This window comes from Bradyrhizobium sp. Y36 (genome assembly GCF_002531575.1).
Taxonomy (GTDB): Bacteria; Pseudomonadota; Alphaproteobacteria; order Rhizobiales; family Xanthobacteraceae; genus Bradyrhizobium.
On sequence record NZ_NWTI01000005.1, the window covers coordinates 64,822 to 78,040 of the forward strand.

Genomic DNA, 13,219 nt, shown 5'->3' on the forward strand with positions numbered 1-13,219 from the left:
ATAGGACGCAAGCGTTAAGGTCGCCTTTAATGTTTCGCGCATTTGCCGCGAGGCGTGTCCAGAAGCCCGCGCCTGCCGCCCGCTTGAGGCGTCGCTCGCGCCGGACACCCTGCCCGCGAACCGCGGCCAACAAAAAACGCGGCGTTTCCGCCGCGTTTTTCAATCTCATCCGTTGCTGGCGATCACGCCTGCGGCTGCGGCTCCAGGCCGGGATCCGCATCGGGCCGCGGGCGCGGCGACTTGCCGGCCGGAGGCACCGCGGAGGCGCGCGGCGTGGTGGGCTCGAGCACGGACTCGCGGTTCGGCTTCTTGCCCTTCAGAAGGTCGACGATCTCGTCGCCCGAGAGCGTCTCGAACTCGAGCAGGCCCTTAGCCAGCGCTTCGAGGTCGGCATGCTTCTCGGTGAGGATGCGGGTCGCTTCCTTGTAGCCTTCCTCGACCAGACGGCGGATCTCGGAGTCGATCTTCTGCACGGTCGCCTCAGAGGCGTTCTGCGTGCGCGAGACCGACATGCCCAGGAACACCTCGTCCTGGTTCTCGCCGTACGAGACCGTGCCGAGCTCTTCCGACAGGCCCCAGCGCGTCACCATCATGCGGGCAAGGCGCGTGGCCTGCTCGATGTCGGAGGCCGCACCGGAGGTCACCTTCTCGCGGCCGAAGATCAGCTCTTCGGCGACGCGGCCACCCATCATGATGGCGAGGCGCGAGGTCATCTGCTCCAGAGACATCGACAGCTTGTCGCGCTCGGGGAGCTGCATGACCATGCCGAGCGCGCGGCCGCGCGGAATGATGGTCGCCTTGTGGATCGGATCGGTCGCGGGCACGTTGAGGCCGACGATGGCGTGGCCGCCCTCGTGATAGGCCGTCAAGAGCTTCTCTTCCTCGGTCATCACGAGCGACTTGCGCTCGGCGCCCATCATCACCTTGTCCTTGGCCTCTTCGAACTCGGCCTGCGTCACCATGCGCTTGTTGCGGCGGGCGGCGGTCAGGGCGGCTTCGTTGACGAGGTTCATCAGGTCGGCGCCGGAGAAACCGGGGGTGCCGCGCGCGATGGTCTTGAGGTTGATATCGGGCGCCAGCGGAACTTTACGGACATGCACCTTGAGGATCTGCTCGCGGCCGACAACGTCGGGGTTCGGCACCACGACCTGACGGTCGAAGCGGCCCGGACGCAGCAGCGCGGGATCGAGCACGTCGGGGCGGTTGGTGGCGGCGATCAGGATCACGCCCTCGTTCGCCTCGAAGCCGTCCATCTCGACCAGCAACTGGTTCAGCGTCTGCTCGCGCTCGTCATTGCCGCCGCCGAGACCGGCGCCGCGGTGACGACCGACCGCGTCGATTTCGTCGATGAAGATGATGCAGGGCGCGTTCTTCTTGGCCTGCTCGAACATGTCACGCACACGAGAGGCGCCGACGCCGACGAACATCTCGACGAAGTCCGAACCCGAAATCGTGAAGAACGGCACGTTGGCTTCGCCCGCGACCGCACGCGCGATCAGGGTCTTACCGGTGCCGGGAGGGCCGACCAGCAGCACGCCGCGCGGAATGCGGCCGCCGAGGCGCTGGAATTTGCCGGGGTCGCGCAAGAACTCCACGATCTCCTGCAGGTCCTGCTTGGCTTCGTCCACGCCGGCGACGTCCTCGAAGGTGACGCGGCCGTGCGCTTCGGTCAGCATCTTCGCACGCGACTTGCCGAAGCCCATCGCCTTGCCGGCGCCGCCCTGCATCTGCCGCGACAGGAAGATCCACACGCCGATCAGCGCGATGAAGGGCAGCCAGGAGACCAGCAGCGAGACGAACCACGGCACGTTGTCGCCCGGCGGCTTCGCGGTGATCTGGACCTTGCTGTCATAGAGGCGCTTCACCAGCGTCGGATCGTTCGGCGCATAGGTCTGGAAGCTGGAGCCGTTGGTGAAGGTGCCGTGGATGTCCGGCCCCTGGATCACGACGTCGCGCACATTGCCGCGGTCAACCTCGCTCAGCAGCTGCGAGAAGGCGATGTCCTGCGAGGAGGCCCGCTGACCCGGATTCTGGAAGAGCGTGAACAACGCCAACAGCAACAAGACAATGATGACCCAGAGGGCGAAGTTGCGCAGATTGGCGTTCATCGATCTTCCTTCGTGGTCGCGCGGATCGCGGCCTGGTCCTTCAGGAGTTACCTTCAGGTGCTACTTGGGCAAGTTAGAGAAAATCCCCAAGGAATCCTCTCGGTTAGACGCATACAATCTAGGTGCCGCCCGGGTCGCTGCCAAGGGAATGAGATGGGACTATTTAGCCCATCTTAGAGCGATTCCCGCTGAAATAATGGCGCCTGGGGCGGGGTTTTTCCTGCCTGGTTAAGGTGTCCTGACGGAGCCGGGGCGAAATGGCTGGTGTCATGATCCGCCCTCGTCCCGCGTCTGTCCGCCCTTGCGGCGCCTGGCCGGCGCCGGTGCGATGTGGATACGCCCGCCGGCCAAGCTGATCAAGGCTCCCGCAAGGGTCTGCTTCACGCCCGGCCGACGACCGGGGCGAGCGCGGAGGCCTGCCGCAATGGCCTGATCCAGCACGGACATCAGGGTTTCGACCTTGCCGAGTTCCGCAGGCCCTTCATGCCCGAGCGCGTTGATGGCGCGCAGCAGGAGCCGCAGCCGGACCTCCTCCGGCAGGGCGGCAAAGGCCGACGCCTCGAAGCTTCGCGCGCCCGCCTGCGACGCATCGCCGCGATCCCGCAAACGGAGGAAGCGCTCGGCGCCGTCGGCCAGCACCTCGACTGCCGCATTCGCCCGCGCCAGCCTCGTCGCGAGCCGCGCCAGATTTCTGGCATCGCCGCCCTCGGCCGCGAGCAGCGGCAGCAGCGCACGCAGCCGTGGCCGGGTGAAGGCGGTGTCGCGGTTGGTGGGGTCGTCGGCAAAGCCGATTTTCGCCCGCCTCAAGGTCGCAACCAGTTGCGCCTTCGCCACGTCAAGCAGCGGGCGCGCCAGCATGATCCCGTCGCGCGCGCTGAGCGGAGCCATGGCCGACAGGCCGGCAAGTCCGCTGCCGCGGACCAGGCGCATCAACAGCGTCTCGGCCTGGTCGTCGCGGGTGTGGGCGGTCAGCACGTGGCTGGCGCCGACGGCTCGCGCGGCCTCCGCGAGCAGACGGTAGCGGGCGTTGCGTGCGGCCGCCGGCAGCCCCGTCTTCGGCTTGGCGCCGCGCCAGCGCAGGGTCCGGTGCGGCAATCCGAGCTCAGTGGCCAGCCGCTTGACCTCGCGCGCCTCGCGCGCCGCCTCGGGCCGCAGGCCGTGATCGATCGTGACGACGGTGAGACGCGGCGCGCGCGCAAGGCTGCGCTGCCAGCGCGCCATCAGCCACATCAGCGCGACCGAGTCCGGTCCGCCGGAGACGGCGAGCACCAGCGCGGGCGCATTCTTCAGCCCGGCGAAGAGCCGGCTCGCCTCGCGTGTCGAGATCGGAGAATTGTCATCGTCTGACATGACGCTGCCCAGCAATCGCCAGCGGATGGCTGCAATGTTTAGCGCAGCACCATCCGTATTGTCAGGCCCCCGGACGTCAGCACTTCACCCGCTTCTGCTCGCGGTCGACCGCGGCTTTGACGCCGGCGGAGGCGCGCGGATATTTGCGGCCGACCTCGCCGAAAGCGGCGCAGGCGGCCTCCTTCTCCTTCAGCGCGGCGAGCGACTGTCCGAGCCGCAGCAGCGCATCCGGGGCCTTGGCCGATTTCTCGTATTTGGTGGTGACGGCGAGGAAGGCCTCCGCGGAATCGCGATATTGCTGGCGCTGGAAGTAGCTCTCGCCGAGCCAGTATTGCGCGTCCCCGAGCAGCGGGTCGCTGGGATATTTCTGCGTGAAGTTCTTCATGGTCTGCTCGGCGAGCGCATAGTCCTTGCGCTGCATGTAGCCGATGCCGAGGTCGAATTCGTCGCGCGGCGTTGCCGAGGGCGGCAACGTCGTCAGGCCTGTACCGCCACCCTGTGCCGGATAGCCCTGCTGCGCCGGCGGATAGCCGGGCTGGGCCGCCGGCGGCGCCGCCTGCGGCTGATAGCGAGGGCTGGTGTTGGCAAGATCGAGCGGCTCGCCGGCGCCGCGGCCGCCGGGCGAGCCAATTTGGCCGCCGGCCGACATGGGCTGCTGCCCGCCGCCGAGCGCGCGCGGCGCACCCGGCGCATTCGGATTCTGGTTCGGGTCGAACGCATCGCCGCGGCGGCTCTTGCCGGGGGCGCCGGGCACCGGCTGCTCCTGAATGATCGGCGCGGGAGAGGCGATCTGCGGCTGCTCGTAATTCGGCTGGGCCTGCTGTTGCGGCGGCTGCTGCTGGCGGTAGGCTGGCGCGACCTGGGCTGGCGGGGTCGCCGCGACATTGGGCTGCCCCTGTCCGGGCCCGCCTTGCGCGCCGCCCTCGAGCGCCCGCAGCCGCTCTTCGAGCTGGCGATTGCGGTATTGCAGCTCTTCGTTCTGGCCGGTGAGCTGGCGCAGCTGGTTCTCCAGCCGCTCGATCCGCATCTCGGGATCATCATCCGTCTGGGCGAAGACGGGCGTGAACAAGGGGAGCAGCGCGGCGATGGCCACGGTGCCGGTAAAGACCTTAAATCTGGATGACATCTTGCCCTGACGACGAAAGCGAAATGGCCTGCGACGGAACATGTGACGCGCCACACATTGAAGGGGAGTACGCCAAAAATGTGTCTGGTGCCACGGGGATTCTGTCACAGAATGCTGAAACGAAACCGGCGCCCGAAAGGGCGCCGGCATAATTGGTCTGTGAAGATGAACGGGGCCTGACTGAGCGTCAGGAGCTCGCGTTCAGCACGGTGACGGCGCGACGGTTCTGCGACCAGCAGGAGATGTCGTTACAGACGGCGACCGGCCGCTCCTTGCCGTAGGAGATCGTGCGCATGCGGTTCGCATCGATGCCGCGCGAGGCGAGGAACGAGCGGACCGACTGGGCGCGGCGGGCGCCGAGCGCGATGTTGTATTCGCGCGTGCCGCGCTCGTCGGCGTGACCTTCGATGGTGAAGGAGTAGCGCGGATAGGTCTGCAGCCACTGCGCCTGCTTCTCCAGGGTCACGATCGCCTGCGGCGTCAGATCGGTCTGGTCGCTTTCGAAGAACACGCGGTCACCCACGTTCACCACGAAGTCCTGCTGACTGCCCGGCGTCGCCGCATTGGCCATCGCATCCGTCGCAGCATTCTTGTTGGCGCAGGCACCCATCGACAGAGCGACGGCGAGCACCGCGGCCAGCTTCAATCCCTGGAGGATACGCATAGGATGTTTCATTCCGGAGCCTCCACGCTCACGTTCGTCCACTGCTGTCCGGTCTACAGGGGGTTGGTTAAGCGAACGTTCCGTCAACCTTGACGGAACCTTGCGTCGGCCGATCAAATGCCCCCAACCGGCGAAAAGCACCCATCATGGTTAATGGGTTGTAAATGTGGCGCGAGGGTGAAGGCAAGCCGCGGAGGCCGGGAAAAACGCCGTTTTCGGCCGGAATTTTGGGTTTCGACGCGCGAGGCCGGCCTGCGCGTGACCGCTGAAGGGCCGGGATCAGGCTCAAGCGTGGCGCCGCATCCGCGCCAGCGCGGACTTCAAGCGTGTGCGGCGTCAGCCACGAGCACCGGCCGCTGCGGCACCTGGCGCTGGCCGCCGCGCCCGAACAGCATCCGCCGTTCGAAGGCGGTCGACCGCATAATCGGATAGCGCTCGAACACCTTCTTGCGGAAAGCCGGGAAATCCGCCGCCATCAGCCCGAAGGGCTTGGTGAGGCCGGGAACCAGCCGCGGCTCGGCGATTGTCTCGTGCAGGAACACCCGCCGGTAGAACGCCTGATGCTCGGAACGCACGATGGCAAGGCCGAGGTCGGCATTGAAATGCTCGCAGGCCATATAAGCGAGACGGGTGGTCAGATAGGGCAGTTCAGGAACCCGCTTGATCTGGTCGGGATCGGCGACGAAGCGGGTCGGGTCGATCATGACCTCGCCGCGATCGAGCCGCGGCAGCAGGATGTCCGGGAAGACATCCGCCGAGGTGGATTCGCGCCACTCCGATGTCAGCACGCTGATGCGGACCGAGCTGCAGAGCTCGCCATGGAGATAGACGCCGAAGGTCCAGGCGTTGGGCAACTCGTCGTAGCGGTCGGTGACCCGCGCGTCCGCCGAGGGCTTGACGGCGCCTTCCCGCAAATAGGCGCGGTAGCGGAGATTGTAGATCTCCTCCTTCTCCGCGACCGTTTCGGCAAGATGATAATCGACGTCAGTCAGGAGGTCCGCTCCCCGTCCAACAGCCGAAATGACAGATCTGGCTGAGGACTGCATTCCAACTCCTTACACACACTCACGCCGCGGCATTCGAAAGTTATTCCTGCAAGACAACTTGCGCGGGCGTGGTAATTTATTAACACCTTCTTAACAAGTTTGCAAAGCAATCGAAGGGTTAGGGTTAACCTCCGTAGCACTACGGTGGGCCTGCAACAGCCTGAAATGACGGGACGTTTCGGGAAATGGAGTCAGGCGAAGGAGCGCGAGCCGACGACCTGGAGTTGGCCTTCGCCGCGCCGTCCATGCGAGGCATTGAGCAGCTGGCGCATCCGCACGGCGGGCACCGGACGGCTGAACAGATAGCCTTGCGCCTCGGAGACGGTGCCGTCGGCGCTGATCAGATCGAGCTGCTCGTTGGTCTCGATGCCCTCGACCACGACCGCCATGCCGAGATCGGCGGACAGCCGCGCCACGCCGCGCAGCAGCGTCAGCGGGCGGTCGGTGTCGATGCCCTCGAGGAAGGAGCGGTCGATCTTCACCTTCTGCATCGGGAAATTATGCAGATAGCTGAGGCTGGAATAGCCCGTGCCGAAATCGTCGAGCGAGATGCGTACGCCGAGCGCATGCAGCTGTGACAGGATGTCGTGGGTGAGCTGGGTGTTGCGCAGCAGCGAGGACTCGGTGATCTCGATCTCGAGCCGATCCGCCGGCAGGCCCGACACTTCGAGCGCGTAGCGGATTTCACTCAGCACGTCGCGCTGGTGGAATTGCTGCGGCGAGAAGTTGACGGCGACGCTGACGCTTTCCGGCCACTTCATGCATTCCATGCAGGCGCGGCGCAGGATCCAGCGGCCGAGATCGACGATCAGGCCCATGTCCTCGGCGACCGGGATGATGTCGACCGGCGAGACCGTGCCGCGCACCGGATGATTCCAGCGCAGCAGCGCCTCGCAGGTGGTGATCTTGCCGGACTTCAGGTTGACCAGCGGCTGATAGAACAGCTCGAACTCCTCGTTCGCCAGCGCCTTGCGCAGGTCGAGCTCGAGGATGCGGCGCGCCTCGACGGTGGCCGCCATCTCGTCGCGGAAGAAGCAGAAGGTGCCGCGGCCGTCGGCCTTGGCACGGTACAGCGCCATGTCGGCGTTCTTGAGCAGCGTATCGGCACTGGCGCCTTCGGGCGAAGTCAGCGCGATGCCGACGCTGGCGCCGATCTCGACCAGGTGATTGTCGATGCGGTAGCGCTCGCTCAGCCGCTCGACGATGCGGCGGGCCAGCGCGGCGGCGTCCTCGGGCGAGGAGATGTTCTGCTGGAACACCACGAATTCGTCGCCGCCGAAGCGGGCGACGAAATCCTCGGGGCGCAGCATCTCGCGCAGACGGTTGGCGACCGCGCACAACAGCTGGTCGCCGCAGGGATGACCGAGCGTGTCGTTGACCTGCTTGAACTGGTCGAGGTCGACGAACAGCAGCGCGGAGAGCCGCTCGGCATGGTGTGAATTCGCCAGCAGCCGTTCGATCTCGTCGTGGAAGCTGACCCGGTTCGGCAGCGCAGTGAGCTCGTCGTAGCGGGCCAGATGGCTGATGCGGGCTTCCGCATTGGTGCGTTCGGTGATGTCTTCCAGCAGCAGCACCGTGCCGCCGCCGGTCATCGGCTGAAAGGTCCAGGCCAGCGTGCGGCCGCGCGAGGCATTCGGATCGGCGGTGACGATCTCGCAGACCCGCGCATGCGCGATCTCGGCCAGGATCTGGTTGCCGCTCTCCGCCGAGATCGAGCCGGCGGACACGCAGGCGGACACGATATCGGCCGCCGTGGCGCCACGCTTGACGAGGTCGTCAGGCAGGGTCATCAGCTCGCTGAAGCGGTGGTTCATCACCGCAAGGCGGCCATCGGCGCGAAACATGCACAGGCCGTGCGGCATGTTGTTGAGCGCGGTGTCGAACTGATGCGCCAGCGCGGATTCGCGGAAGCTCGAGGTCAACGCCTTGACGAAGATCGCGTGCAGGCTGAGGTTGATGTTCTTGAGCCCGATGAAGAAGAACACGAGCAGGATGGCCAGACCGATGTGGTAGAATCCGCCGTGCAGCAGCAGGGCGAGCGACATCGGGCCGCAAGCCAGCGCGACGTGCCACTGGATCACCCGGGGCTGGCCGTAATTGCGGGCGGCACCGCCCGCGGTGTAGCCGATGCCGATGGCGACACAGAGCATGTCGGCGACGGGATCGTTGTTGTTGTAGATGACGACGAAGGCCCACAGACCGAGCACCGCAGCATAGCTCAGCGCGCCGATCCAGTAACGCGGCTCCAGATGCTTGGCTTCGTCGAAAGAGAGCGGCTGGGTGCGGTTTTCATACCCGCGCATCTGGAATGCACGCGCGGTGCCGATGGCGATCAGCAGGAACGCCAGCGGCCACAGCCAGACGTCGCCCGTCTTCAGCGCAGTCATCACCGCGGCCACGGCCGCGGAGGCCGAGCCCAGGAAAATCGCCCAGAAATTCTGCACCATCGAGTTGATGAGAGCGGCGTAGAGTATCGGCTCCAGCTCGTCTCGATCACTCTGCTTCTGGTCGGCCAGTTGCATTGGCTTGTTACGCGTCCTGTTTGGCGCGTACTTTTACCCAGCCCAGATGAAGCCTTTCTGAGGGAACATCGTTAAAGTCGAGTTGTTTTTCGGTATCTACGAACCGATTTCCGCTTAAATATCAAGCAACTAGGCAAGGCTTGCCGAGCGCAAGGTGAAGAAAGGATTGCTTTCCTCACCGAATGCGAAAAAATCCGCGCGCCTTTTCGACAACATCGCACGTTGCGAACGCGCGGGTCTATTGACCCGCGGTCGAGGACAACAGCGGCGACCATGCCGGGTCGGAGGCGAAGCCCGGCGTCGGCACCTTGAGCTCGTTGCGACCGGAGATGTCGACGCTGTAGAGCGACGGTCCGCCATTGCCGCCGGGATCGCGGAAGAACATCAGCACGCGGCCGTTCGGCGAGAAGGTCGGGCCTTCGTTGTGGAAGCCGGAAGTGAGCAGCCGCTCGCCGGAGCCGTCCGGCTTCATGACGCCGATCGAGAACTGCCCGCCGCCCTGCCTCGTGAAGGCGATGTAATCCCCCTTGGGTGACCACACCGGCGTCGAATAGCTGGCGTTGGTGTCGTCCTTGGAGAACGAGATGCGCTGCGCCTGTCCGCCGCCCGCCGCCATCACGTAGATCTGCGACCGGCCGCCGCGATCGGACTCGAAGCAGATGCGGGTGCCGTCGGGCGAATAGGACGGCGAGGTATCGATCGCCGGCGTGTCGGTGAGGCGCGTGGTCGAGCGCGAGCGCAGATCCATCACGAACAGGTTGGAGTTGCCGCCCTGCTGCAGGCTCATGATGACGCGCTGGCCGTCCGGCGAGAACCTTGGGGCAAAGGTCATGCCGGGGAAGTTGCCGACGATCTCGCGCTGGCCGGTCTCGATGTTGAAGAGATAGACCTTCGGATCGCCCTGGCCGAACTCCATGTAGGTGATCTCTTGCGAGTTCGGCGAGAAGCGCGGCGTCAGCACGAGGTCGGAGCCGCGAGTCAGATAACGCACATTGGCGCCGTCCTGGTCCATCATCGCGAGCCGCTTGACGCGGCGCTCCTTCGGACCGCTTTCGTCCACGAACACCACGCGGCTGTCGAAATAGCCCTTCTCGCCGGTCATGCGCTCGTAGATCTGGTCCGAGATGATGTGGGCGATGCGGCGCCAATATTCCGGCGAGGTGAAATATTGCTGTCCCGCGAGCTGCTGGCCGGAAACCACGTCCCACAGGCGGAATTCGGCCTTGAGCCGGCCGTCGGGCTGACGCGTCATGCGGCCGGTGACCAGGGCCTGCGCGTTGAGCGTCTTCCAGTTCTGGAATTGCGGCGCGACATCCATGTTGTTGATGCGCTCGATGAAGGCGGCCTGGTCGATCGGCGCGAACAGGCCCGAGCGCTTGAGATTGTTGGTGATGACCTGCGTGACGCCGTTGCCGACGTCGCCGTCGGACGGCGAGCCCGGCAGGAAGTTGGTGATCGCGATCGGGATCGGCTGGAATGCCGTGGGATCGATGCGGATGCGGCCGTCCTGCCCTTGAGCGAAGGCACGGCCGCTCCCGAGCATGGCGAGCGTCGATCCGGTCAGGGTCATGAAGCGGCGGCGGTTCATCGATCGGACGTCATTCATTGCAAAGTTCTTTTGTTCGGATGTCACAACATATCTTTCAGGCCGAAAGTCATGGGAATGAGCTTCCAGCTCTCGTACTGCTGCTTCGGCATGAACGAGTAGACCTGACACTGCACGATGGCGCGCTTGGCGCTCTCCGCCACCGCCTGGGCAATCGACCGCGACGGTCCCCTCACCGCGACGACGATGGGTTCGGATGCGAGCGATCCATCGATCTTCATGGGGATGTCGATATCGGCTTCGTATTGGTCGGCGTCCTGCCCGTTATAGGTCGGCGTGAAGCAGCGCTTGACCGCGCCCTGGAACGCACCGCGCCAGGTCGCGACGTTGTTCGCAGCGGTCCCGGTCGCCGCTCCCAGCGATGCCGACGCATTCAGCGCCGAGCCGGTCTGCTCGTGCCGGGTCGCGGCGCGCTTGTCGAGGTCGCGCTGGATCTGCGCGGGGTCGAAGCTGCGCTCCTTCGGCTTGGGCTGCTGCTGCGGCTGCACCGCGGCGACCTTCTGCTCGACCGGCTTAGGCGGCGGCTTCTTGGTCTCCTGTTTCTTCATGAGCTCGGCGAGCGGATCTTCCTTGGCCGGATCAGGCTTCTTTTCCGGCGGCTTCGGTTCTTCCTTCGGCTTCGCCTCGGCCACGGGCTTCGGCGGCTCGGGCTTCTTCTCCACCGGCTTCTCGACCGGCTTCGGCGGCGGCTCCGGCTGCGAATTGGTCTTGATCAGCTCTTTCTTCTCGGTGACCTTGCCGACGGCGTCTTCCTCGGGCTTGGCTTCCGCGATCTTCTCGACCTTGGGCTTCGGCTCTTCCTTCTTGCCGGTCTTCTGCCCCGCCATCATCTTGGCGAGCTGATCGGTGGAGATGATGTCGATCGGAAGCGACTCTTCCGGCGCGATGTAGGCCTTGCTGCTGAAGGTGACGAGCCCCCATCCCAGCACGAGGACGTGGAGGGCAATCGACGCAACGAGTGTCTTGTCGACGTTCACCTTCACTGCCTTAAGACCCCTGATCCGCTTCCGTGACGAGGGCGAGCTTCTTGAATCCGGCGCCGGACAACTGGCCCATCACCTTGGCCACCGTGCCGTAATCCGCCTTCTTGTCGGCGCGCAGATAGATGCGCTCCTCGAGCCCGCCGCGCGCATCGGTGATCGCCTTCAGCTTCGGGATCAGCTCGTTGATCGCAATCTCGGTGTCGTTGATGAACACCTTGCCCTTGATGTCGACCGACATCTGGATCGGCTTCTGGTCGTTGTTCTCGAGGCTCTTGGCGTTGGTCTGCGGCAGGTCGAGCGGCACGCCGACCGTCAGCATCGGCGCCGACACCATGAAGATGATGAGCAGCACCAGCATCACGTCGACCATCGGCGTGACGTTGATCTCGGCCACGACGGGCTTGCGCCGGCCGCGGCGCCCGCCGCCTCCGGACGAACTCGCAACGTTCATGGCCATGATCGCGTGCCCAAATTGTCCTTCACAGTAGAGCCAATTCCGTTCCGATGAAATCGGAACGGGGCTCTGGATTCCTGTCTTGACGCGTTTTCTTCACGCGAACCGGTATCCACTTCGCTTGAAAACGCTCGATACATGCCGTCCATCAGCCCCGCTCGTCGATCTGACGCGACAGAATGGCGGAAAATTCATCAGCGAAGCCTTCCAGCCGCTGGGCCTGCCGGTTCACCTCGGACGTGAACTTATTGTAGAAGATAGTGGCAGGAATGGCGGCGATAAGGCCGACCGCGGTCGCAAACAGCGCCTCCGCGATGCCCGGCGCGACCACTGCCAGAGAGGTATTTTTCGACGCCGCGATCGACTGGAAGCTCGACATGATGCCCCAGACCGTGCCGAACAGGCCGACGAAGGGGCCGGCGGAGCCGACGGTCGCGAGCACCAGCAGGCGGCGCTCCAGCCGCTCGACCTCGCGTGCGATCGAGACGTTCATGACCTTGTCGATGCGCATCTGCAGGCCCGCGACCGAGCGGGCGTGGCTCTCGAACGACCGCTTCCACTCGCGCATCGCCGCCACGAAACAGGCCGCCATCGAATGCGTCGGCTTGGCCGAGAGCGTGCGATAGAGCTCCTCGATCGATTCGCCGGACCAGAAGGCCTGCTCGAAACGGTCCATCGAGCGGCGGGTGCGGGCAAACAGGAAGATCTTGTCGATCGCGATCGCCCAGACCCAGACCGAGCAGGACAGAAGTCCCAGCATCACCGCTTTCACGATCCAGTGAGCCTGCCAGAACAGCGCGATCAGCGACACGTCCGCGGAAGCGGCAACCGGAAGGGCTGACTGAGCCACGTCGGCCGGATTCATAAGCAGTATCCTCTCAAGGCGATCGTTATCCGATGTGCCGGCCAGCAAATGGCTGCCGGTTCCCCAATGGCCGCGCTAGCACCGGCGCGGCCGGCAAGCCCGCTCAAAACCTTGTCTTTCGGGGTGCAGGGGCTCGTCCAAAGCCGGCCGTCTGCATTCCCTGCCAAGATGTCAAAACTATGGGCCTTTGGCCCCGGGCCTTGACGGGCTCGGCTTCGGGCTTTGGGCGCGATTGTCCGCCCTTACCAGAGCCCGGCGTTGGTTAATGCCGGGTTACCACAGGCGATTTTGGCTGCGGGAAAGGCAGGCCGTGCAGATAGATGGGAGGCCGCGGGCTGCGAGGCACGATGTCAGGTGGCGTTGCCGGGGTAGCGATCTTGTGGCTCCGACGGAGGTCGGTTCCCTCCCCCCTTGTGGGGGAGGGCTAGGGAGAGGGGTTCTCACGGGGATTCTCTCTGAAGCGAAGAATTGGCGCACACAACGAGCACCTTTTCC

General features: G+C 65.0%; 10 protein-coding genes. All 10 read right to left on the reverse strand.

The genetic code is table 11. The features are described from left to right. Nucleotides 1–182 precede the first annotated feature (182 nt). The 10 genes from ftsH to tolQ all read right to left on the reverse strand — a co-directional run bounded on the left by ftsH (nucleotide 183) and on the right by tolQ (nucleotide 12,724). Complete coding sequence (gene ftsH / locus CO669_RS11055) at nucleotides 183–2,108, reverse strand: ATP-dependent zinc metalloprotease FtsH (RefSeq protein ID WP_097659839.1); 1,926 nt, start codon at nucleotides 2,106–2,108, stop codon at nucleotides 183–185. A 267-nt stretch (nucleotides 2,109–2,375) separates the two neighbouring features. Next, nucleotides 2,376–3,458: a tRNA lysidine(34) synthetase TilS gene (gene tilS, locus CO669_RS11060; protein ID WP_097659840.1), complete on the reverse strand. Its 1,083-nt coding sequence runs from the start codon at nucleotides 3,456–3,458 to the stop codon at nucleotides 2,376–2,378. 76 nt (nucleotides 3,459–3,534) lie between these two features. Beyond that, nucleotides 3,535–4,584 (reverse strand): tol-pal system protein YbgF, encoded by a 1,050-nt coding sequence (gene ybgF / locus CO669_RS11065; RefSeq protein ID WP_198963953.1) that lies wholly within the window; start codon nucleotides 4,582–4,584, stop codon nucleotides 3,535–3,537. A 187-nt stretch (nucleotides 4,585–4,771) separates the two neighbouring features. Then, complete coding sequence (pal, locus tag CO669_RS11070) at nucleotides 4,772–5,260, reverse strand: peptidoglycan-associated lipoprotein Pal (RefSeq protein WP_097659842.1); 489 nt, start codon at nucleotides 5,258–5,260, stop codon at nucleotides 4,772–4,774. 308 nt (nucleotides 5,261–5,568) lie between these two features. Next, nucleotides 5,569–6,294, reverse strand: coding sequence for an N-acyl amino acid synthase FeeM domain-containing protein (locus CO669_RS11075; protein WP_097659843.1), 726 nt, complete (start codon nucleotides 6,292–6,294; stop codon nucleotides 5,569–5,571). 191 nt (nucleotides 6,295–6,485) lie between these two features. Continuing rightward, a complete protein-coding gene (locus tag CO669_RS11080; protein WP_097659844.1) occupies nucleotides 6,486–8,816 on the reverse strand; it encodes a putative bifunctional diguanylate cyclase/phosphodiesterase in 2,331 nt (776 codons plus the stop codon). 238 nt (nucleotides 8,817–9,054) lie between these two features. Then, the gene (tolB, locus tag CO669_RS11085) at nucleotides 9,055–10,404 is read right to left on the reverse strand and encodes a Tol-Pal system beta propeller repeat protein TolB (protein ID WP_198963974.1); all 1,350 of its coding nucleotides are present in this window, start codon (nucleotides 10,402–10,404) and stop codon (nucleotides 9,055–9,057) included. 41 nt (nucleotides 10,405–10,445) lie between these two features. Then, the gene (gene tolA / locus CO669_RS11090; RefSeq protein ID WP_097659846.1) at nucleotides 10,446–11,405 is read right to left on the reverse strand and encodes a cell envelope integrity protein TolA; all 960 of its coding nucleotides are present in this window, start codon (nucleotides 11,403–11,405) and stop codon (nucleotides 10,446–10,448) included. Between the two features lie 4 nt (nucleotides 11,406–11,409). Beyond that, the gene (gene tolR, locus CO669_RS11095) at nucleotides 11,410–11,862 is read right to left on the reverse strand and encodes a protein TolR (RefSeq protein WP_097659847.1); all 453 of its coding nucleotides are present in this window, start codon (nucleotides 11,860–11,862) and stop codon (nucleotides 11,410–11,412) included. 145 nt (nucleotides 11,863–12,007) lie between these two features. Further along, nucleotides 12,008–12,724 carry a protein TolQ gene (tolQ, locus tag CO669_RS11100; RefSeq protein WP_018641591.1) on the reverse strand — a complete coding sequence of 239 codons (717 nt, stop codon included), beginning with the start codon at nucleotides 12,722–12,724 and terminating at the stop codon, nucleotides 12,008–12,010. Nucleotides 12,725–13,219 lie beyond the last annotated feature (495 nt).

What these genes read in the sequence shown, in the direction of transcription:
- CO669_RS11080 (WP_097659844.1), bottom strand. Translation starts at nt 8,816, where the DNA reads ATGCAACTGGCCGACCAGAAGCAGAGTGATCGAGACGAGCTGGAGCCG.
- tolQ (WP_018641591.1), bottom strand. Translation starts at nt 12,724, where the DNA reads ATGAATCCGGCCGACGTGGCTCAGTCAGCCCTTCCGGTTGCCGCTTCC.
- tolR (WP_097659847.1), bottom strand. Translation starts at nt 11,862, where the DNA reads ATGGCCATGAACGTTGCGAGTTCGTCCGGAGGCGGCGGGCGCCGCGGC.
- tilS (WP_097659840.1), bottom strand. Translation starts at nt 3,458, where the DNA reads ATGTCAGACGATGACAATTCTCCGATCTCGACACGCGAGGCGAGCCGG.
- tolB (WP_198963974.1), bottom strand. Translation starts at nt 10,404, where the DNA reads ATGAACCGCCGCCGCTTCATGACCCTGACCGGATCGACGCTCGCCATG.
- ftsH (WP_097659839.1), bottom strand. Translation starts at nt 2,108, where the DNA reads ATGAACGCCAATCTGCGCAACTTCGCCCTCTGGGTCATCATTGTCTTG.
- ybgF (WP_198963953.1), bottom strand. Translation starts at nt 4,584, where the DNA reads ATGTCATCCAGATTTAAGGTCTTTACCGGCACCGTGGCCATCGCCGCG.
- pal (WP_097659842.1), bottom strand. Translation starts at nt 5,260, where the DNA reads ATGAAACATCCTATGCGTATCCTCCAGGGATTGAAGCTGGCCGCGGTG.
- CO669_RS11075 (WP_097659843.1), bottom strand. Translation starts at nt 6,294, where the DNA reads ATGCAGTCCTCAGCCAGATCTGTCATTTCGGCTGTTGGACGGGGAGCG.